We start from the raw sequence: 22,456 nt of genomic DNA on the forward strand, positions 1-22,456 counted from the left end.
AGGTGAAGAACGACCCGGCGGTGATCCGCGCCTACCTCGGCGAGGAGGAGAGCGAAGACCTGCCGCCTGAGATCGCCAAGGATCTGGCCCAGAACACGGAGGTCCCCCGCCATGCTTAGCGTGTCCGGCGTTCACACCTATTACGGCTCGATCCAGGCCCTGAAGGGCATTGACCTGGAGATTCACCAGGGCGAGATCGTCACCCTGATCGGCGCCAACGGCGCCGGCAAGTCGACGCTGCTGATGACGCTGTGCGGCACGCCGCAGGCGCGGCAGGGCCGGGTGCTGTTCGAGGGCGAGGAGATCACCCGCCTGCCGACCTACGAGATCGTGCGGCGCGGCATCGCCCAGTCGCCCGAGGGCCGGCGCATCTTCCCGCGCATGACGGTCTTGGAGAACCTGCAGATGGGCTCCATCACCGCGCAGCCGGGCAGCTTCGACCGCGAGCTGGAGCGGGTGTTCCACCTGTTTCCGCGCCTGAAGGAACGCATGCACCAGCGCGCCGGCACCATGTCGGGCGGCGAGCAGCAGATGCTCGCCATCGGCCGCGCGCTGATGAGCCAGCCGAAACTTCTGCTGCTCGACGAGCCGTCGCTGGGCTTGGCGCCGCTGGTGGTGAAGCAGATCTTCCAGGTCATCAAGGAGATCAACCGCGAGCAGAAGATGACCGTCTTCATGGTCGAGCAGAACGCCTATCACGCGCTGAAGCTCGCCCACCGCGGCTACGTCATAGTCACCGGCCGCGTCACCATGAGCGGCACCGGGGCCGAGCTGCTGGCCGATCCGGAAGTCCGCGCCGCCTATCTCGAGGGAGGCCACTGATGGAAAACCTTCTCGGCGCCTCGCCTGGCGTCTTCATCGGGCTGACGCTGGTGGTGTTCGGCGGCTGCGGCTGGCTGACCGGCCAGTCCCTGGCGTCCGGCTGGAAGCCGCTGGGGGCGGTGTTCGGCTACGCCGCGCTGCTCGGTGCCGGCGACCGCTTCCTGGTCTTCGGGCTGTTCGGCGGCGAACTGCTGTCGGGCTGGGGCTACCTGTTCCACACCAGCGTGCTGGCGGTGATCGTCTGGCTGTCCTACTCGGCCGGCATGGCCCGGCGCATGGTGCGCCAGTATCCCTGGCTGTACGAGCGCATCGGCCTGTTCGGCTGGCGCGAGCGGCGCCGGCAACTCGCGTAGAACCCATTGCCCCCCGACCCCGCTGTCGCAGGGGAGGGTGGGGGCAAGTCACGGAGCGTCCACCCCCTTTCCGCACCCGCCGGAGCCTCTCCGGGCGGGAAGGGGGACACTCGCGCGCCGGCCGCCCCTCCAACGCGGGGTGCGGCGGCCGGCGGCCTTTTCCTGAACAGCATACGGGAGGGTCGAGCATGCCTGGGGACACGCGCCGCAGTTTCTGGACCATCGGGCGGAAGGTCACCGCCGCCTTCGTCGCCGCGCTGCTCGGCGGCTTCGTCGCCATCATGGGCATGCAGGCGGCCATGCAGTACCGCGACGCCGTCCGGCTCGCCGCGCACGACGCCCGCGTGAAGACGGAGATGCTCGCCAACGCCGTGCGCGTCGGCATCCTGGCCGGCGACGGCGCCGCGGTGGAGAGCGAGTTCATGCCGCTCGCCAACTCCGACGAGGTGCAACTGGCCTCGCTGCGCGCGCTGTCGGTGTCGGTCGGGACGCTGGTGGACTTCGCCAACCCGCGCTTCGCCCGCTACGACCTCGGCGCCGACGCGGATCTGGCCGAGGCCGCGAAGGGTGGGGCAGGGGTGCAGGTGCGCTCCGGCAACGGGCACATCGTGGTGGCGGTGCCGGTGGTGAGCGGCAAGAGCAACCGGCTGATCGGTGTCCTCCAGATCGCCTGGAGCCTGGAGGAGCAGGCCGCCGCCATCCAGGGCCAGATGCGCGGGCAGGTGGCCGCGGCGCTGCTGGCGCTGGCGGTGCAGATCCTGCTGCTCAACGTCCTGCTCGGCCGCGTGGTGGTGACGCCGCTGCGCGCCATGGCCGCGGTGATGGCGCAACTGGCGCGCGGCGACACCGGCGTAGCGGTGCCCGGCGCCGGGCGGCGCGACGAGATCGGCGACATGGCGGACTCGCTGCGCGTCTTCCGCGACAACGCCGAAGCCATCCAGCGGATGCACGCCGACCAGGTCGAGGCGGCCACCCACGCGGAGCGCGACAAGCGCGCCGCGCTCCGCGCCCTCGCCGACCGCTTCCAGAGCCGGGTGAGCCGGCTGGTGGAGGGCATCGCGGCCGCCGCGCAGGGCATGGCCGGCAGCGCCGGCACCATGGCGGAGGAGGCCGGCGGTGCCTCGGTACGGTCGCAGGAGGCGGCGGGGGAGGCGACCGCCATCCTCGGCAACGTCCGCTCCGCAGCGGCGGCGGCGACCGAACTGGCCGGTTCCATCCACGGCATCGAGGAGCAGGTCGGCCATTCCGCGCGCATCGCCGGCGCCGCGGTGGCGCACGCCGGCCGCACCAACGAGACGGTGCAGGGCCTGATCGCCAGTGCCGAGCGGATCGGGCAGGTGGTCGAGCTGATCCACGCCATCGCCAAGCAGACCAACCTGCTGGCCCTCAACGCCACCATCGAGGCGGCCAGGGCAGGGGAGGCCGGCAAGGGGTTCGCGGTGGTGGCCAGCGAGGTGAAGGGCCTTGCCGACCAGACCGCCAGGGCGACCGGCGAGATCAACGCGCACGTCGTCGCCATGCAGGGCGTGACCCGCGAGGCCGCGGCGGCGATCCAGGTCATCGCCGCGACGATCACCGAGATCGATTCCATCGCCGGCTCCGTCACTGCCGCGGTCGGCGAGCAGAACGCCGCCACCCGGGAGATCGCGCGGGCGGTGGAGATGGCGGCGCTCGGCACCCAGGGCGTCTCCTCGGCCGTCGCCGGGCTGGCGCACACGGCCGAAAGCGCGGGCGGCACCGCGGCGGCCGTGCTGTCGGCGGCGCGCGGCCTGTGCGAGCGGACCGGCGCGCTGTCCGCCGAGATGGCGGGCTTCCTGGACGAGGTGCGCTCCCAGGCCGCATGAGCAGCCTGGAGCGCGGCGCTTGCGCCGCTGCGCTCCAGCCTGTATACAGACCCCAGCATCAAGAGTTGGGCTGACGCCCAACACCAACCTGCCGACCCGGGCAAGGTGGTGCTCCCGCGAGGGAGGATGTGGCCGTACCGGCAACCAAACGGGACCGAGCCGCCGCGTCAGCCCTCCTCGCCGAACCAGAGGAGGGATTTTTTATGCCGGACAGCCTTTCCATCGCCCCGCTCGACCTGTCGCAGCCCGACCTGTCGCTGATCCTCGGCCCGGACGACACCGCTGTCGCCGTTGGCCCGTGTCCATTGCCGGGCAACGGCCGCCGCTTCGTGCGCGGCACGGTGTACGTCGTGGTGCACCGCCGCTTCGGGCTGTGGACGCACGTCTACCGGGTTCTCGAGGAGGACCGGCCGGGCCGGATGCAGGTGCACCTGGACAAGGTCTTCACCGGCGACCGCCTGGATGAGGCGCGGGGCTGGGCGCGGTCCGCGAGCCTGGAAAGATGAGCCTTGCTCACCGTCCTGAATGCGGGGAATGCGAGGGTGTCCCGGAGGAACCGCCTTGCAGCAGGGCTCGCCCGACCAACCCGAAGTCCCGCTCGACGTCCCGGGTGAACCGTTCAAGCTCTCGCTGAACGGCGGATAGGGCGTCCGCCACCGGATCTCGCGGAACCGGAGGCCGCACTTCGGCGGTGTACGTCTGCATCGGTTCCGGATCAACGCCGGGCGGTTGGGAGGACATGGGGCGAGTATCGTCGTCGTCTCCAGCGCCTGCCCGGTTGGGCTTCGGAGGAAGCGCCGTCGTTTTCAAGCCGTCGGCGCCCGCGGCATGCTTGCTTCCGCCTTTCGAGCTGGCGACCTTCCCCCCGTGGGAAGGCGTCGCGTCGTTCGTGTTGCGGGCGAAGGTGTCCAGGCACATCCCCTGCTGCCGGGCCCGATCCAGCGCATTCCCCGTCAGGAGCCAGCAGTCCAGCGTTTCCGCCCCGCACACGGACACGAACGAAAACACCGCGAGCGCCAATGCGCAGCATCGAAGCACGCGCGCCATGTCGACTTCCTCCCTTCGCCGTCTCGACCGCGGCGTCTCCACCGAAGACATACAAGCCGTCCTCGGCAGTATTCCCCGGGAAAAAGCGAGGAGATGGAGCGTTCGGCATACCCCCGCGGAACAGGTGCGGAGAGTGGCGCCCCACAGGTGATGAAACTGAGAACCGGGAGGCAGTCGGCGATACAGACCCTCAGGCACGCCGGGTGGCACACCAGCGCCGCCAGACGGCGCGGTAGAGACGTTCCATCTGCCGGGCCTTGAGCGGCCCGTCGCAGAGGGGGGACGCCTTGACGTGTGCCCGCAGTCCCGACCGCATCGCGGCCAGCCGTGGCAGGTCGGATGCCAGCCGGGCGGCGATCGCCACATACTCCTCCTCATCGCCGGCGATCAGGTCGGCCATCCCCAATGTCTTCAGCATGGCGGCCGACCAGCGGCTGACCATGGTGCCGCGCGGCAGCGTCACCACCGGCACCCCCATCCACAGCGCCTCGAAGGTCGTCGTCGAACCGCAGAAAGGGAAGGGGTCGAGCGCGACGTCGATCCGGTCGTAGAGCGCCAGATGCGACACCACCCGGTCGATCGAGGCCAGCAGCTGGACCCGGCGGGTGTCCACGCCGGCGGCGGTGAGCCGCGACAGGGTGCGGTCGCGCAGTTCGGGGTTCTCGTACCGGTCGATGTATTTCAGGACCAGCCGTGCCGTCGGCAGGCGGTCGAGCAGCCGCGCCCAGAGGTCGAGAACCTCCCCCGTGACCTTGGCCGGGTTGTTGAAACAGCCGAAGGTCGGCTGTCCCGTGACCGCCATCGGGGGCAGCATGGGAGCCGGCGCGTGCCGCAGCGGCGTGGTGACGTAGAAGCTCGGCAGGCGGAGGATGCGTTCCGTGAAGCCCTCCTCGCTGTCCCGCGGGCAGAGGGTGGGATCGGCGATGAGATAGTCCATCACCTCCATGCCGCTGGTGGCGATGTCGTGGAAGCTGATCTGGATCGGCGCCGGGCAGCGGGCGCACACCAGCGGCCGGTTGCCGTCGAAGCGGCCGGCCATGCTCACCAGAATGTCGATGCCGTCGGCGCGGATGCTGTCGGCAATGGCGTCGTCGCTGGCTTCGGCCACCGGGCGCCAGTGATCGGCATGGTGCTGGAAGTTTGCGGTGATGCTGTCCGAAATGTCGGAACAGGCATAGCAGAAGACCTCGACCGCGCGGTGGTCATGGGCCGTCAGCACCGGCAGCAGGTTCCGAGCGACGGCATGGTTCCGGAAATCGTAGGACAGATAACCGATGCGCAGCCGGCGGTCCGGGTCGGGAAGGTTGCCGTGCGGCTTGACCTCGGCGTGATGGGGGCGGGCGAAACGGTTTCCGTGCCGCCGGTGCTCCGCAAAGACCATCGCGGGGTCATGGGACTCGTAGGCGAGGGTGAGGAGGAGGTTGCGCATCGCAACCTCGAAATCTGGATCGGCCTCCAGGGCCCGGTCGCACCAGTCCCTGGATTTGCCGGGGGCGCCCCGGGCGTTTTCGATGCTGCAGAGGCCGATGAGGACGTTGGGGTCGTAGTTGGGATTGCTCGGCGGCAGGCCGGCCACCTTGAGGTAGCATGCTTCCGATTCGGCCAGACGCCCCTGGAAAAAGAGGATCTTGCCCAACAGGCCATGGAGTTCCGCGGCCTCCGGCCAGCGGAGCAGGCCCCGCCGGAGAACGGCTTCCGCCTCCCGCATCCGCCCCAGCTTTTCCAGGGTACCGCCCAAGGCGCCGTAATGGGCGGCCTCGTCCATTCCCAAGGCGAGCGCGGCTTCGTAATGAGGGACGGCGTCCGCGTAGCGCCTCAGTGTGATCAGGGCGTTGGCAAGGTTGATCCGTACCCTGGAATAGTCCGGGCGCAGGGCAATGGCGTCCCGGTAGGCGGCCACCGCATCCTCAAGCCGTTCGAGGGACCGGAGGGCGACGCCCTGGTTGAACCAGGCTTCCGGAAAATCGGGCCGCAGGGCGATGGCCTGACGGTAGCGCGCCGTCGCCTCCTGCGGCCGGTCCGTGGTCCGCAACAGGTTGCCCAGGTTGTAAAGGATGTCCGCGGAGCCGGTCGGGTCGATCGTGATCGCGCGGGCGTAGCCGGCGACGGCCTCCTCCACCCGTCCAAGCCCTTTCAGCGTCGCACCGAGATGGGCGTAGACCTCCATCAAGCCGGGCTGCGCGGCAACCGCCCGCCGGATTTTCTCCAGCGCAGCGGCCGGCGCATCGGCTTTGCCGGCGATCCGGCACAGGCGCAGCAGGGTGTCGGGATGGTCCGGCCGCAGGCCCAGGATCGCCGAGCAGTGCCGGCGGGCATCGTTCCAGCGTCCCTCCGCCAGGAGACCGTCAACCTGGGCGAGGGCCTGTTCCAAGGAGAGGGATGTCTGGAGCGGACGAAGCTGGGCGTTGCTCATGCTGGCCGTGACCTGGGGCGTAATCCGTTGCAGCTTACTACCTTTCCGGATGCCATTGGCAGCGACATGGATCCGGTTCAGGACAGTTCCAATGCCGTTGCGGGCTCCAGCCATGAGGTGGGAAGAGCGTGCGGCCATCCGGCGGGAGAGCCAGAGCGGCTTCCAGCGCCTCAACTCTTCATAGGCGCGAGCCTGGATTTTTTCAGACATATGTAGAATTTGCGGTAAAGGTTTCTTAGCGCCTCCGCCGTTAATGTCCCTCTGGGAGAGTCGGGGTTTGGGGAGAGAAAGAGCGGCCATGACCGATCTGACTGCTTCGCAGGCGAAGAGTCCGCGTGCTGGCCAGCCGGGGAAGCGCGGGGCTGTCTCCAACCGGATCATCGCCAACCGGATCATCGCCCTTGAGCCGCGTTTCATGTTCGATGCCGCCGGTGTGGCGGTGGCGAGCGAGGGTGCCGGCCAGCACGACGCGGCCTCCCCCCAGGCCGATCATACGCAGCCGGCCGCCGATCCCGCCTTTCTGGATGTCCTGGCGCAATCGGTCCCGGCTGCGGCGGCCCGTCCCGACACCGCCCCGGCCCGTGCGGCGGACGCTCCCGTTGCCGCTCCGCCCGTTGCGGATAGCGCACCCGCCGCCGCACCGGCGCCGGATGGGGCCGGGCGTCACGAGGTGATGTTCATCGACCCCACCGTCGCGCACTACGAAACGCTGGTCGAAGGCGCCCGTCCGGGAGTCGAGGTGGTGGTGCTCGATCCGTCCCGCGACGGGCTGGTGCAGATGGCCGACTATCTGAACGGCCGTTCGGGCATCGACAGCGTCCAGATCATGGCCCACGGCTCGGCGGGCCGCTTCGCCCTGGGGGCCGTCGACGTCAACGCCGGCACGCTGGAAACCCACGGCGCGGAGCTGGCGGCCATCGGCCGGGCGCTGGCCGAGCACGGCGATATCCTGATCTACGCCTGCAACACCGGCGCTGGCATCGACGGTCAGGCTTTCGTCATCGATCTGGCGGCGGCGACCGGCGCCGACGTGGCGGCGTCCGGCGACAACACCGGCGCTGCGGCGCTCGGCGGCAACTGGGCGCTGGAAACCCGGGCGGGAACCATCGAATCGACGGTCGCGCTGACCGCCCAGGCCCAGGACGGCTACGACGCGCTGATGACGGCGACCTTCACCTTCCAGACCGGAACCGCCAATCCGGTCTCGACGATGGGCACCGTGGGGACCAAAACCTTCATCGCCGCCGACTTCGACGGCGACGGCGACAACGACTTCATCTTCCGCAACAACTCGACCAGCCCCACCGGGGTGGATTTCTGGCGCAACAGCGGAGGAGTCTTCACCAGATTCTCGGGCGCCGTCTCGGGCAACCCCTTTTCCTCCATCACCTGGAGCGGGCCCAATTCCACGGCGCTCGCCGCCGGCTTCTCCCCCTTCTCCATGGTGGCGACCGATGTCGACGGCGACGGCGACATCGACGTCGTCAACATGGCGTCGGCGAACGGCAAGGGGATCTGGCTCAACAACAGCGGGATCTTCACCTACGCAACCAACAGCCCGACGCTGCCCACGGTCACCGCCAACACCCAGTCGGTGGCGGGCGACTTCGACGGCGACGGCGACATCGACGTCATCCTGCGCAACCAGACCGCCGCGCCGAGCGGGGTGGATTTCTGGCGGAACGACGGGGGCACCTTCACCAAAATCTCGGGCAACGTCTCGGCCAACCCCTTCTCCGCCATCACCTTCGCCGCCTCGGCCCCCAATTTCGACGCCCGCTTCATGGCCGCGGGGGACGTCGACGGTGACGGCGACATCGACGTCATCAACATGACCGGCTCCGCCAACCCGGGCCGGGGGATCTGGCTGAACAACAGCGGCGTCTTCTCGATCGTGAGCGCAGGGAGCCTGCCGACGGCATCCGCCAGCGGCCAGTTCGCGGCCGGCGATTTCGACGGCGACGGCGACACCGACATCGCGTTCCGCAACGGGTCCGGCACGGGCATCGATTTCTACCGCGCCAGCGGCGGCACCTTCGCGCTGGCCAGCTCGGCGAGCCCCTTTTCCGCGATCATTTTTTGCGGCGGGGCAAACGCGAACTTCAATTACGACCTGATGACCACGGTCGACATCGACGGCGACGGCGACCTGGACATCGCCAACCTCGCCAGTTCCGCCGGGAGGGGCACCTTCCTCAACAACCTGACGCCACCACAGCTCACCTCGGTGGTGGTTGGCGGGGTGACGGTCAACAATGTGGACAACCCGACCGGCGCCAGCCTCACGCCCACCATCACGCTGACGTTCAACAAGAGCATCCAGTCGGCCGGCACCGGCACCATCTCCATCCGCGACTACGGCACCGGCACCCTGGTGGGGAGCGCCATCACCGCCACCGACACCAGCAAGGTTTCCGGCGTCGGCTCCGGTTCCACCATCACCATCACGCCGGGCGTCACGCTGAGCGGCGGCACCCGATACTACCTGCAGATCGACAAGGGCGCCTTCTTCGACAGCGACGGCGCCACCCTCGGCCGCGTGGACATGATCAACAACGCGACGATGGGCCTGACCTCCAAGACCTTGTTCGATTTCACCACCAACGCGGTCCCGACCCTCGATCTGAACGGCGCCGGCAGCAGCGGGACCGGCAATACGGTGACGCTGGCGGGTGCCGCGGGCGGTCTGGTCGACGCCACCGCCACCGCCGGCGATACGGAGAACGACAGCGCCACCTGGAATGGTGCCACGCTGACGGTGAAGCGCACCGCCACCGCCGGCACGGCGAACGGCGCCTGGTCGTCCGACGTGTTCGGCTTCACCGGGGCGTCCGGGATCACCATCAGCAGCGGCGACCTGAAAAGCGGCTCCACCACCATCGGCACGGCGACGAACAGCGGGGGCACCCTCAGCATCACCTTCAACAGCAGCGCCACCACGGCGCTGGTCACCAGCGTCGTCAAGGGCGTCACCTACAGCAACAGCACGCCGGCGGGCAACGCGACCGTCACCTTCGCCCTGACCGACGGTTCGGGCAACAGCACCAGCGCCGACGTGTCGGTGACGAGTTCCGACATCTACGTCACCACCACGACCGACAGCGCGACGGTCGACGTCACCGGCGGGGTCAGCTTCTCCGAAGCGGTGGCGATCGCCAACGCCCAGTCCGGCGCCGACACGCTGATCATGGGCAGCGGCTTCACCGGCGCCATGACCCTGGCCGGGAACCTGACGCTCAGCGAGAGCCTGACGGTCAACGCCGATTCGGCGAACGGCTGGATCGTTCAGGACGGCACCAAGACCATCACCCTCAATTCCGGCACCACGCTGACCGTCACCAACAGCACCGGGACGGTGACGATCAATTCCGTCCTGTCCGGGGCGGGCGGCCTGACCAAGGCGGGAGCGGGGACCCTGACGCTGACCGGCAACAACAGCTTCACCGGGGCGGCCACGGTGTCGGCGGGAGAGCTGGCGCTCAACGGGACCAGCGGCGCGCTGAACGACAGCGTGTCGGTGACGGTGGCTTCCGGCGCGACCATGACCGTTGCGGCCGACGAGACCATCAGCGGGCTGTCCGGCGCCGGCACGGTGGCCCTCGGCACCAGGGAGCTGAAGGTCGGGACCGACGGCGTCAGCAGCAGCTTCTCCGGCGCGATCACCGGCTCCGGCACCCTGACGCAGGACGGCACCGGCACCCTGACGCTGTCGGGCGCCAACGGGACGCAAAGCTGGAAGGTCCAGGTGTACGACGGCACGCTGTCGATCGGCGCTGCCAGCAACATCGGAACCGGATCGGTGGAGCTGAACGGCGCCACGCTGTCGGTCACCGCCGACGCGACCCTCGCCAACGCGATCACGCTGAACGGCGGCGGCGGCACTGTTTCGGTGGGCTCCGGCACGGCCGTCGCCCTGTCCGGCAGCCTCACCGGCACCGGATCGCTGACCAAGACCGGCACCGGCACACTGACGCTGTCGAACAACAGCAACAGCTACTCCAGCACCACCGCCGTGTCGGCGGGCACGCTGCTGGTGACCGGGGCGCTGACCGGCGCCACCACCGTTTCGGTGGCGTCGGGAGCGACACTGGGGGGCACCGGCAGCATCACCACCTCCAACGCCAACGGGGTGACGATCGACAGCGGCGCCACCCTGGCGCCGGGCGTGGCAGGGACCAACAACGGCATCGGCAAGCTGACCATCAACGGCAACCTGCGGCTGAGCGGCGGGCTGACGGCCGAGGTCGGCGGCAACGGCGGGGTGGGCGGCACCGACTTCGACCAGGTGGCGGTCAACGGCACCGTCAGCCTGAACGGCGGCTCCCTCAGCGTCAGCCGGGTCAACAGCTACGCGGCGGCCGACGGGACGGTCTTCCGGATCATCGACAACGACAGCACCGACGCGGTCGGCGGCTCGTCCGGCACCTTCGGCTCCATCGCCGAGGGCACCGCCACCACCACCAACGGCGACATCTACACCGTCAGCTACGCGTCCGGGACCGGCAACGACGTGACGCTGACCTCGGTGGCGACCCCGACGGTGTCGTCGGTGTCGGCGACGACCGCCGACGGCTCCTACAAGGCGGGCGACACCATTGCGATCACCGTTACCTTCAACCGGTCGGTGATGGTGACCGGCACGCCGACGCTGGCGCTCGGCAACAACAGCCGAACGGCGACCTACAGCAGCGGGTCGGGAACCAGTACGCTGACCTTCACCTACACGGTGCAGGCGGGCGACACGTCGGCCGACCTCGACTACGCCTCGGCCTCGGCCCTGTCGCTGAACGGCGGCGGCATCGTCGACAGCCACAGCCTGGCCGCGCTGCTGACGCTGGCGACGCCGGGCGCGGCGAACTCGCTGGGCGCCAACAAGACCATCGTCATCGACACGACGGCGCCGAGCGCGCCCGGCGCGCCGGACATGACGGCGGGCACCGACAGCGGCGCCTCCTCGACCGACAACATCACCAGCAACACGACGCCGACCTTCACCGGCACGGCGGAGGCGAACAGCACGGTCAAGCTGTACGACACCGATGGCTCGACGGTGATCGGCACCGGCACCGCCGACGGGTCGGGCAACTATTCGATCACCGCGTCGACCCTATCGTCGGGAACGCACGCCATCACGGCGAAAGCCATCGACGCCGCCGGCAACACCTCCACCGCCTCGTCCAGCCTGTCGGTGACCATCGACGCCACCGCGCCGATGGTGTCGTCGGTGACCTCCCCGACCGCCGACGGAACCTACAAGGCGGGGGACACCATCTCGATCACGGTGACCTTCTCCGAAGCGGTCACCGTCACCGGTACGCCGACGCTGGCGCTCGGCACCGGCCGGACGGCGACCTACAGCAGCGGGGCGGGGACCAGCACGCTGACCTTCACCTACACGGTGCAGGCGGGCGACACGTCGGCCGACCTCGACTACGCCTCGGCCTCGGCCCTGTCGGGGACGATCGCAGACACGGTCGGTAACAGCGCGACGCTGACCCTGGCGTCGCCGGGTGCCAGCGGATCGCTGGGCGCCAACAAGAACATCGTCATCGACACCAGGCCGCCGACCGCGCCCTCGGCACCGGTGCTGGCGCCGGGCTCGGACACCGGCACGTCGAGCAGCGATCTGGTCACAAACGTCAATCGGCCGACCCTGACCGGTACGGCAGAGCCCGGCTCGACCGTCACCGTCCTGGTCGACGGGGTGCGCAGCGGCACCGCAACGGCCGGCATCGGCGGAGCCTGGAGCTTCACCCCCTCCACCGCTCTCGCCGACGGAGTGCGGACGATCACGACAATGGCAACCGATGCGGCCGGCAACGTCGGCCTGACCTCGCCGGCACTGGCGCTGACCATCGACACGACACCGCCCGCACTGTCGGCCCCCGGCCTCGCCGCCGGATCCGACGACGGGACCTCCACCAGTGACCGGATCACCAGCGTGACGCGACCGACCCTGACCGGCACCTCCGAGGCCGGCAATACGGTCAGTGTCATCCTCGACGGGAGCGTGATCGGCACGACGACGGCGGGAGCCGACGGAACCTGGAGCTTCACCGTCGCCACGGCCCTGGCCAACGGTAACCACAGCGTCCAGGCGGCATCGACCGACCGGGCCGGCAACACCGCCTGGTCGTCCAGCCAGACCTTCACCGTGTCGGTCAACAACGCGGTGACGGTGGCGCCCACCACCACTACGACGACCTCGACGACGGGCTCCGGCAACGGCCCATCCTCCAACACTTCGTCTTCCAGCTCTTCCACCAGTTTGACGGGCGGCTTGACGGGCAACGGGTCGTCCGGCATGCCGTCGCTGTCAAGCGGCAGCGGATCGTCGAGCAGCGACACCGGTCGCTCGGTGACGCTGGGCAGCGTCGGCGGCAGTTCGTCGAGCAGCGACGCCGGCCGTTCGGTGACGTTGAGCAGCGTCGGCGGCCAGAGCAGCGGCGGTTCCAGCAGCAGTTCGAGCGGCCTGTCGGGCGACACCGGCAGCATCGGCTCCAGCGGTGGGAATGGCTTGGGAGGCGCGCTGGGCGCCAGCCTGGGCGGGAGTCTCGGAGGCGGTGGTTTCGGGGGAGGGAACCTCGGCGGTCTCGGTGCGGGCACCGGAGCGCTGGGCGGCAGCGTTGGCGGTCCAGGCACTGGAATGGGCACCGGACCCGGGACCGGTGCGGGGCTTGGCACGGGCAATGGAGAGACACGCCAGACCGGTAACGGTACGCCCGGCGCTACGGCTCCCGGCACCACGTCCAACCAAGGGCAGGGGCAGAACCAGGGGAACCCGGCAGCCGGTGCAGGCCAGGGCGGCAACCAGCCGAACGGCCAGCCGCAAAATCAGAACCAACCCCAGAATCAGCCCCAACCCCAGAATCAGCCCCAGAACCAACCCCAAAATCAGCCGAACGGCACACCCGCAAACAACCAGGGCAGCGACCAGGGAGGGACCGACAGCGCGCCGGATGGGAGTGCGCAGCCGCAGGGCCGTGGCACCGGCGAACGCACCGACGCCGTCCCTGCAGGCCGCTCCGCTCCGGGCTTCGCCCATCAGGTTGCCCGTGCCCATGGCGGTCCGGCCGACGCTTCGGCTCTGCTGGCGGCGCTTGCCAACCATATCCTGCCCGGCAGCCGGGCCGCCTGATGTCCGACCCAAAGCTCCAAGCAACGAAACCTCGGAGATCGAACTCCGGGGACACTCAGCTCACGGGGCTGCGTGCCGCAGCCTTTTTTCCCGCCGCCGCCTCACCCTGCCAGACGGACGTGCCCGCCCCATGAAGATTCTGCCCGCCCGCTCTCTCCGCTACCGGCTGTCACCGGTGGTTCCGATCGCTGTGCTGTCGGCCTCCCTGTTGGCCGCCGGCTGTGCGATCAAGCCCGAACCCCTGTCGGCGGAGGAGAATCTGGCCCGGGTGCGCAAGGACCTCAGCGTCGTGCTCGCCCCCCAGGAACCGGTGTCCAAGCCGATCTCGATGCACGAGGCGATGGCCCGCGCCATCAAGTACAACCTCGATGAGCGCGTGAAGATCATGGAGACGGCGGTGGCCAGCCAGCAGCTGGACCTGTCGCAGTACGACATGCTGCCGCGGGTGGTGGCGTCGGCCGGCTATGCCGGGCGCAACAACGACGCCGGGTCGGAAAGCCTGAACTTGGTCACCGGCCGGCGCACCGGCGAGAGCACGACGGCGGTCGACCGCCACCGCCGCACCAGCGACCTTGGATTCACCTGGAACGTGCTGGACTTCGGGGTCAGCTACCTGCGGGCTCGGCAGAACGCCAATCTGGTGCTGATCGCCGACGAGCGCCGTCGCCGGGTGGTGCAGGGCATCCTGCAGGACGTGCGCACCGCCTATTGGCGTGCGGTGGCGGCGATGCGGCTGCTGGAGCGCATCGCACCGCTGGAGAAGCGGGTCGAAGGCGCCCGCCACGACGCCCGCACGTTGGAAGCCTTGCGCCTCCAGGCACCACTGCAGGCGCTCGGCTACACCCGCTCCCTGGTGGAGACGCTGCGCCAGCTGCAGTCGCTGCGGCGCGAGCTGGTGGCGTCGAAGTCGCAGCTCGGCGCGCTGATGGGGCTGCCGCCGGGCGAGCCCTTCGAGGTCGAACTGCCGCCGCTGGACACGCTGAAGACGCCGCCCAAGCTCAACCTCGATGTCGAGGCGCTGGAGACCTATGCGCTGCTGAACCGGCCGGAACTGCTGGAGGAGAGCTACAACCAGCGCATTTCGGCGGATGAGACCTGGCGGTCGCTGCTGAGGCTGCTGCCGGGAATCGACGTCAATGCCGCCCTGCGTTACGACAGCAACAGCTTCCTGGTGAACCAGCGCTGGGCCGATTATGGGGCGCGGATCAGCTGGAACCTGATCAACATTGTCTCGGCGCCGGCCACCAAGTCCTACGCCGAGGCGCAGGAGGATCTGGTGGCGTTCCGCCGGCAGGCGCTGAGTGTGGCGGTGCTGAGCCAGGTGCGGGTGGCGATGCTGCAGTTCCGCGAATTGCACCAGGAGTTCGGCCTGACGGCGGAACAGGCGGACCTCGACGACCGCATCCGCACGCAATACGCCAACAGCGGCGAGGCCGGGCAGATCGGCGAGCTTGGGGTGATCCAGGCCGAGGTGATGGCCCTTCTGTCGGATCTGCGGCGCGATCTGGTGTTTGCCGACCTGCACAACGCCTATGCCCGGGTGATGGTGTCAGCGGGCGTCGATCCGCTGCCCGACAACATGGTGCCGTCGACCGATCTCGCGAGCCTCACCAAGGCCATCGACCAGGGGCTGGACAGCTGGCAGGGCCGCGCCAACAGCGTGCTGCGCGTCAAGGACCTCGTCCAGAAGGAGCCCGCTCCTCAGAAGGGTGCTGCGAATCCCGAGCCTCAGCCGGCCGCGGCCGCGCCCGTGGCGGAGGTGGCGGCCCTGCCGGCTCCGGCGGCCGCGACCGGCTCGTTCTCGCCGACCATACAGGTCGATCTCGGGGCCTACACAAGCCACAAGCTGGCGCAGCTCGATTGGGATACCATCGCCAAACGCCTGGGGGCGGGGGCCGAGGGCAAGGACGCCCTGTTCCTCACCTCCCGGCGCAGCGTCGACGGTCAGACGATCGTGCAGTTGCGGGTTCGCGGCTTCAACAACCGCGCCGCAGCGGAGCGTTTCTGTAAGGGCGTGAGGGGCAAGCAGCAGGAATGCATCATTCTCACCGTTACGGCCATGCAGGCTCTGCCGCTATCCCCGGCGTCCGTGGCGCTGTCGTGATTGGGAATCGGGCGCCTGCCGCGGCGTGCACGCGCGCCCTGCTGGGGGCCGCCATCCTGTCGGTCGGCCTGATGGCCCCGGCCTTTGCCCCGGCCTCTGCCCAGGACGCAAGCCAGGGGCAGGTGCGGGCCCTGATCGAAGCGCGGCGTCATGCGGTGCTGTCGGCCGAAATTCCCGGCCGCATCGCCCGCATGGCGGTCGATGCCGGGCAGGGCTTCAAGGCCGGCGACGTGCTGATCGCCTTCGACTGCGCCAGCTATCAGGCCGAGCTGGACGCTGCCCGCGCCCAGCTCAACGCCGCCGATGTGACGGTGCGGGTCAACCGTCGGCTCAACAGCCTGCGCTCGATCGGTGAGGCCGAAGTGCAGCTGGCCGAGGCCAAGGCGCAGGTCGCCCGTGCCGACGTCCGCAAGTCCGAAATCCAGACCCGCCGTTGCGAGATCAAGGCCCCGTTCGACGGGCGTGTGGTCGAGCGCCGCATCCAGGAGCATGAGTCGGTTCCTGCCGGCACCCCGCTGCTGGAGATCCTGTCCGACCGCGACCTGAAGGTCGAGCTGATCGTGCCGTCTTCCTGGCTGGTCTGGCTGAAGTCGGGGCAGCGCTTCGACCTGCGGGTCGACGAGACCGGCGCCACCCTGCCCGGGGAGGTGGTGCAGCCCGGTGCCAAGGTCGATCCGGCGAGCCAATCGGTGAAGATCACCGCCCGTCTGGTCGGCGGCGATTCAGCGCTCATCGCCGGCCTCACCGCTGGAATGAGCGGCACGGCGATCTTCCCTCCGGCGGTCTTGTCCGCGCTGCCGACCAAGGCCGGTGCGGCGCCATGAGCGCGGCGTCGGTGGAGGCGCCGTCGATGATGGACGAGGCCGCGCATCCGCTGAACGGCCTTCTTATGCTGCTGGAGTTGCAGCGGCAGGCGCGGCGGGCGGCGAGCACGCCCGAGTTGCGCTACCACATCGTCAACCAGACCCGTCGGCTGATCGCCTACCGGCAGGCCGCCTTTCTGACCCTGCCCCCGAGCTTGCCCGGTCGCGGCCGTCCGACGCTGGAAGCGGTGTCGAACATCGCCGTGCTGGAGCCGGACGCCCCCTTCGCCCGCTGGCTGGAGGATGCGGTCCGCGCCGTTGCCGCCCGGGACGCGGGCGGGGTGGAGGCCATGGCTGTCCGGATCGTCGATCCCTCCGTTCTGCCACCGGCAATCCGTGGCGCCTGGGGGGAATGGGGGCCGGCGCAGGTGCTGTGGTGCCCGCTCGCCGGTCCGGACGGCAAGCCGCTGGCCGGGCTGTGGCTGGGCCGCGACGATCCCTGGACCGAAGGCGAGATCCTGCTGCTCGGCCAACTGGCGGAATGCTATGGCCATGCCTGGTGGGCGCTCTCCGGCAAGCGGACGCGGCGGCGCGGCTTGCGGCGGCTGATGCTGCCGTTGCTGGTGCTGCTGGGGATCGGCGGCGTGCTGTCCCTGCCGGTGCCGATGTCCACCCTGGCCCCGGCCGAGATCCGGTCGAGCGCCCCGGTCATCGTCGCAGCCCCGCTGGACGGTGTGATCGAGCGCTTTCACGTTCAGCCCAACGAGCCGGTGACCGTCGGGCAGCCGCTGTTCAGTTTCGAATCCACCGTCCTGCGCAGCCGCTACGAGGTCGCCCGGAAGGGGCTGACCCAGGCCGAGGCGGAGCTGCTGACCGCCAGCCAGGCCGCTTTCGCCGATCCCCAGACCAAGGCCCGCGTTGCCCAACTCCGCGCCCAGGTCGAACTGCGCCGCGCCGAGATGGCTCTTGCCCGCGATCTGCTGGACCGGGTGACGGTGAAGGCGGAGCGTGCCGGCCTCGCCGTCTTCACCGACGTCAACGACTGGCTCGGCAAGCCGGTGACGGTCGGCGAGCGGGTGCTGACCCTGGCCGACCCCGCCGTTCCGGAGATCGACATCCAGGTGGCGGTCGGCGACGCGCTGGTGCTGGAGGAAGGATCGAAGGTCGAGTTGTACCTCAACGTCGATCCGTTGCGCCCGGTCCATGCCCGGCTGACCCACGCCAGTTACGAGGCCGGGCTCTCGGCCGCCGGCGTGCTGTCCTACCGGGTGAAGGCGGCGTTGGAGCCGGCTCGGGATCCGGCACAGCCCCCGCCCCGCATCGGTCTGCGCGGCACCGCGAAGATCCTGGGCGAGCGGGTGCCGCTGGCCTTCTATCTGTTCCGCCGGCCGCTGGCCATGCTGCGCCAGACGCTGGGGGTGTGAGACGTGCATCCCGTGCCCCTCGCCCCGGCCGCCAAGCCCGCCCGCGACAAGCAGGCCGCCCGGCGGCTGCCGGCCCTGCGCGACGACCTGGCGCTGCTGCCGGCCCCCACCGGGCTCGACGGAGCGCCGGGCTGGACCATCCATGACCCGGTCCGCAACCGCTATTTCCGGATCGGGCCTGAAGCCTTCGCGCTGATCGCCCACTGGCATCACGCCGATCCTCGCACCATCGCGGCTTCGGTGGCGGCGGAGTCCCTGTTCGAGCCGACCATCGACGACGTGATGGGCTTCTGCCAGTTCCTGGCGGCCAACAACCTGGTCGAGACCACCGACACCGCCTACCTGACCCGCCAGGCGGCGGCAGGCAAGGAGGGCTGGTTCTGGTGGCTGATCCACAACTACCTGTTCTTCCGCATTCCCCTGGTCCGCCCCGACCGTTTCCTGTCCGCAACGTCGGGCTGGGTGGCGCCTTTCTACAGCCGGGCGTGGCTGGTCTTCGTCCTGCTGTCGGGGCTTGCCGGGGGGCTGCTGCTGGCGCGGCAATGGGACGCCTTCCTCCACAGCTTCCAGCATTTCTTCAGCCCGGAGGGGCTGGTCCTCTACGGCGCCGCCCTGACGGGCACCAAGATCGTCCACGAGTTGGGCCACGCCTACACCGCCAAGCGCTTCGGATGCCGGGTGCCGACGATGGGCGTTGCCTTCCTGGTGATGTGGCCGGTGCTCTACACCGACACCACCGACGCGTGGCGGCTGGTGTCGCGCCGGCAGCGGCTGGCGGTCGGTGCCGCCGGCATGCTGGCCGAACTGACGCTGGCGGTCTTTGCGACCCTGGCCTGGAGCTTCCTGCCCGACGGGCCGTTGCGCAGCGCCGCCTATTTCCTGGCGACGGTCAGTTGGGTGGCGACGCTGGCGATCAACCTCAGCCCCTTCATGCGCTTCGATGGTTACTATCTGCTGTCGGACGCGCTGGACGTGCCGAATCTTCAGGACCGTGCCTTCCGGTTGGCGCGCTGGAAGCTTCGGGAATGGTTGTTCGGGTTGGGGGAGCCGCCACCGGAGCAGATGTCGCCCCGCCTGCGTCGCACCTTGCTGGTCTATTCCTACGCCACTTGGATCTACCGTCTGGTGCTGTTCCTCGGCATCGCGCTGCTGGTCTACCACGTTGCCGTCAAGGTGCTGGGCATCCTTCTGTTCGCCATCGAGATCGGTTGGTTCGTTGCCCGGCCTTTCATTTCCGAGGCCAAGGCATGCTGGGAATTGCGGGACCGGTTCCGTCTGAACACCCGCCTGCTGATGACGGGCATCGGGCTGGCCGCCCTGGTCGGGCTGACCGTACTGCCGGTGACCGGCACGGTGCCGGTGCCGGCGGTGTGGCGGGCCGCGCGCTTCACCACCGTCTACGCGCCGTTCCCGGCCCGGCTGGAGGAGACGTTGGTCAAGCCCGGCCAGCGGGTGGGGGAGGGCGACCCGCTGTTCCGGCTCGCCGCCCCTGACCTGGAGGGCAAGCTGCGCCAGACCGAACTGCGCATCGACTGGATGCAGGAGCAGATCGCCCGCCTGTCGTCCAGCCGTGAGCAACTCGACCGCCTGCGCGCGATGGAGGAGGATCTGGCGGGCGCCCTGGCCGAGCGGCAGGGGCTGCTGGACAGCCGGAACCGGCTGGAGATTCGGGCACCTCTGTCCGGCGTGGTGACCGACATGGAGGATGCCCTGCTGCCCGGCCGCTGGCTGGGGCCGAAACTGGGCTTGGCGACGATCGTGGCGCCGGGGCCGGGCGAACTGATCGGCTATGTCGCCGAGGCCGACCTGGATCGGCTGCGGCCGGGGGCGGTGGCGCGCTTTCATCCCGACGACCCGCTGCATGCCCGGCTGGACGCCCGGGTGCGGGCGGTCAACCCGGTCAGCGTCGCGGTTCTGGATGTTCCGGCGCTTGCCTCGATCAACGGTGGGCCGGTGGCGGTGGAAGGACAGAACGGGGGCACCGGGGGAGGGGCCGGCAACCCCGCGAGTTCCGCCGGCCGCGCGGCGCTGAGCCCGGTGGAGGCGGTCTACCGCATCGTGCTCGACGTCGAGGCGGCAAACGGCCCGGCCCATGTGACGCGCGGCATCGCCCGCGTCGAGGGCGATGCCCGCAGCATCGCCGAGCGTTTCTGGCGCAGCGCCGCCGCCGTTTTCATCCGCGAGACCGGCTTCTGAACGGGTTCCCAAACCGTCCATGCCGCGTTGCTGCACGCCGACCCACTATCGTCTCCGCAAGGATGGCAGAGGTCCACGAGAGATGCTGGTTGGCTCGGAGGTGCGAAGGAGTGTCGAGGTTGCGGCGAGTTGGCATCGGGCGTTAGAGAAGGACAGCCATCGATAAGCCATCCGCCCGGCATGGATCTGGTTGGCGTCCCCACGGGGAGAGTTCGAACGCCACGCCGCAACATGCTGATGAGATTACTGCTTCCGCCACCAGATTTAGGAAATGGGCGCGTGTTGCACCGACGTGTGTCACACGTCGATGCCCTTGTCAACAACTGTACTGTCACCTTGTGTACATAGTCGTTTGCACCGTCGATCCCAGTGCCGGAACCCGCCGACCACCATGCTCGCGGCCGGCTGGCGTGGGGTGCGGCTCCCGCGCCTCACGGCGGAGGATGGGACGCACATCTGCTTGTCAATTCTGTGGAGTCGCTAACGACAGAGGGAACTCAGTCGAACTTGACCCTTCCCTGGTGGTACAGATCGGGGTATATTTTCACCAAAATCTTTACTAGGGAATAGGCATATGAGTAGTGCTGAGAGTGGCAGCGTCGATCCCCAATCTCTTTCAGTCCCCTTGGTAACGCAGCCAACTCGCTCGCAGAGTGAAAGCGTTGAAACAGTAATAAACAGGCTAAACAGGGATGAGTACTTTATTCCTGATTACCAGCGCGACAGCGATCAATGGGATCTTGAGAAAGAATCGAAATTTATAGAATCAATCGTTAATAATTTAACGATCCCGGCCTTCTTTCTATATGAAAACGAAGATGGACGGCATGAAGTAGTAGATGGCCAACAAAGGCTAAGCACACTCAGAAAATTTTTTAATGATCAGATGAGGATGTCTGAAGCCGAAGAGGTGAATTACCTAATTCCGGCGTCAATACAGTATGCTGGAAAGAAATATTCTGAACTTGATATTCGCCTAAAGAGAATATTCCTTCAGTATCCGCTAACTCTGATATTCCTACCTTCATCAATGAAGCTGAGTGCAAAGCTTGAAGTTTTTAGAAGGATCAATGAGGGCGGGACTCCGCTAACTGGGCAAGACATTCGCCTTGCCTACTATAGCGAGTCCAAGAGCGTTTACGGAATTCGCGTCGCAGGAATATACAAAAAAGAAGCAAATTCTGCCAGAAGAATGATTGAGAGAGCAGAAAAAATTGGAATCGGATATCCTTGGGAGAGGCATGCGCTCCCACAAGAGTACTGGGAGGATTGGTGGTCTGAAAGAGATCGCACCAAAGGGCAGACGCCTTCCCACATGTATCTCTGGTATCTTGTTGCCCTTCACCGCGAAGTACTAGACAGGATATTGAAAAACCCGGCTTATCTAAACATTAGCTTTAGAGGCACTATAGATGAAGCACTTGATATATACTGTGCGCAGCTTTATTATCAGGACACAAACACCTCTTCCGAAAAGCTTATTCCTGGAGCTGACGATATAACTGGCAAACTATTCGACAATTTTGCCAAGTGGCTGGGCATCGTACTTGGGGAAAAGCTACCTCGATTGAGCATCGAAAAATATCGACAGCTCGCGATATTTATCGCGGCAGCGACAGAGCTTAACATTGACAGCGATGCCCTAACGGACACCCATTGGAATTTAATTGGAAGCTTTATTCAAAATCCTCGAGAAGCTGGAAAACAAATTCTCGGTGGGGATGGATACCCGGAACCAAAAGGACGATGGCTAGGGCAAAAAGGTCAAAAAATTCAATTTGAGAAGGCAATTGAGGTGATGAAGAACATTGTCAAATAATCTGCCTACTGGGCTCCCTTCCTGCGATCCATATGCCCGACTGTTTCCGGCTTCTTGGATAGATGCGTACTACAGGTTGCACTTTAGTAAGGCAGAAAATGGGTACGTGTGCCCTCTATGCAAAGGTGTTTTTCGAGGGCCACGTGGCATTAGAATGCTTCGTGGCGACCATATTCTTCCTTATTCGAGAGGTGGCCTTACAACGTGGAATAACTTGCAACTGCTATGCTTTACTTGCAACTCAAGAAAGAGTGACTCCATACAAAGATAACCCACCCACTCGGGAGCGTTTGGCTTCAGTTCGTAAATAGGTGAGGTTGCTTGCAAGTCGCCAAGCTCAAATGGTGCGCACCTGTCGTGGAGGCCACCATGTCGCCAGTATCGTCATCCACGCCGCCATACCGCAAACGAACGTGTTGGGAAATTGCACATCGCCGGGCAGCGCAGGCACGGGAGCGGCGCCGCCGGGGGCGCAGTCGGGGCGGCACGCTGA

The 22,456-nt window shown here is 67.5% G+C and carries 12 protein-coding genes, 1 pseudogene and 1 riboswitch; of the genes and pseudogenes, 11 read left to right on the plus strand and 2 right to left on the minus strand.

From position 1 onward, the window contains the following. From TSO221_RS15210 to TSO221_RS15230, 5 genes and pseudogenes are all read left to right on the plus strand, one after another. Nucleotides 1-119, plus strand: a pseudogene (locus TSO221_RS15210) (hypothetical protein); the annotation flags it as partial. After that, nucleotides 112-822: an ABC transporter ATP-binding protein gene (locus tag TSO221_RS15215; protein ID WP_109119358.1), complete on the plus strand. Its 711-nt coding sequence runs from the start codon at nt 112-114 to the stop codon at nt 820-822. The pseudogene TSO221_RS15210 and the gene TSO221_RS15215, both read left to right, overlap by 8 nt. Next, nucleotides 822-1,175 (plus strand): DUF6867 family protein, encoded by a 354-nt coding sequence (locus TSO221_RS15220; protein ID WP_109119359.1) that lies wholly within the window; start codon nt 822-824, stop codon nt 1,173-1,175. Before TSO221_RS15215 ends, TSO221_RS15220 begins: the two co-directional genes overlap by 1 nt. A 188-nt stretch (nt 1,176-1,363) precedes the next feature. Next, the gene (locus tag TSO221_RS15225; RefSeq protein WP_109119360.1) at nt 1,364-3,019 is read left to right on the plus strand and encodes a HAMP domain-containing methyl-accepting chemotaxis protein; all 1,656 of its coding nucleotides are present in this window, start codon (nt 1,364-1,366) and stop codon (nt 3,017-3,019) included. Nucleotides 3,020-3,069: 50 nt separating this feature from the next. Continuing rightward, nucleotides 3,070-3,177, plus strand: a riboswitch (SAM-I-IV-variant riboswitch). A 45-nt stretch (nt 3,178-3,222) separates the two neighbouring features. After that, nucleotides 3,223-3,525 (plus strand): hypothetical protein, encoded by a 303-nt coding sequence (locus tag TSO221_RS15230; RefSeq protein ID WP_109119361.1) that lies wholly within the window; start codon nt 3,223-3,225, stop codon nt 3,523-3,525. A 7-nt stretch (nt 3,526-3,532) separates the two neighbouring features. Here TSO221_RS15230 and TSO221_RS35015 read toward each other — a convergent pair whose 3' ends face one another. Further along, nucleotides 3,533-4,066, minus strand: coding sequence for a hypothetical protein (locus TSO221_RS35015; protein WP_146208813.1), 534 nt, complete (start codon nt 4,064-4,066; stop codon nt 3,533-3,535). Nucleotides 4,067-4,256: 190 nt separating this feature from the next. Continuing rightward, nucleotides 4,257-6,689, minus strand: coding sequence for a glycosyltransferase family 41 protein (locus tag TSO221_RS15235; RefSeq protein WP_158284102.1), 2,433 nt, complete (start codon nt 6,687-6,689; stop codon nt 4,257-4,259). A gap of 88 nt (nt 6,690-6,777) precedes the next feature. On the opposite strand from TSO221_RS15235, the gene TSO221_RS15240 reads away from it, so the two are divergent. The 6 genes from TSO221_RS15240 (at nt 6,778) to TSO221_RS15265 (ending at nt 21,963) form a co-directional block, all read left to right on the plus strand. Continuing rightward, nucleotides 6,778-13,617: an Ig-like domain-containing protein gene (locus TSO221_RS15240; protein ID WP_158284103.1), complete on the plus strand. Its 6,840-nt coding sequence runs from the start codon at nt 6,778-6,780 to the stop codon at nt 13,615-13,617. Between the two features lie 130 nt (nt 13,618-13,747). Then, nucleotides 13,748-15,721 carry a TolC family protein gene (locus TSO221_RS15245; RefSeq protein WP_109119364.1) on the plus strand — a complete coding sequence of 658 codons (1,974 nt, stop codon included), beginning with the start codon at nt 13,748-13,750 and terminating at the stop codon, nt 15,719-15,721. Continuing rightward, nucleotides 15,718-16,545 carry an efflux RND transporter periplasmic adaptor subunit gene (locus tag TSO221_RS15250; RefSeq protein ID WP_247878065.1) on the plus strand — a complete coding sequence of 276 codons (828 nt, stop codon included), beginning with the start codon at nt 15,718-15,720 and terminating at the stop codon, nt 16,543-16,545. The genes TSO221_RS15245 and TSO221_RS15250 overlap by 4 nt, the downstream gene beginning before the upstream one ends. Then, nucleotides 16,542-17,948: an HlyD family efflux transporter periplasmic adaptor subunit gene (locus TSO221_RS15255; protein WP_109119365.1), complete on the plus strand. Its 1,407-nt coding sequence runs from the start codon at nt 16,542-16,544 to the stop codon at nt 17,946-17,948. The genes TSO221_RS15250 and TSO221_RS15255 overlap by 4 nt, the downstream gene beginning before the upstream one ends. A gap of 12 nt (nt 17,949-17,960) precedes the next feature. Next, nucleotides 17,961-20,144 (plus strand): HlyD family efflux transporter periplasmic adaptor subunit, encoded by a 2,184-nt coding sequence (locus TSO221_RS15260; RefSeq protein ID WP_247878066.1) that lies wholly within the window; start codon nt 17,961-17,963, stop codon nt 20,142-20,144. A gap of 574 nt (nt 20,145-20,718) precedes the next feature. Continuing rightward, a complete protein-coding gene (locus TSO221_RS15265) occupies nt 20,719-21,963 on the plus strand; it encodes a DUF262 domain-containing protein (protein ID WP_109119367.1) in 1,245 nt (414 codons plus the stop codon). Nucleotides 21,964-22,456: the final 493 nt, after the last annotated feature.

The organism is Azospirillum sp. TSO22-1 (assembly GCF_003116015.1).
Taxonomy (GTDB): domain Bacteria; phylum Pseudomonadota; class Alphaproteobacteria; order Azospirillales; family Azospirillaceae; genus Azospirillum.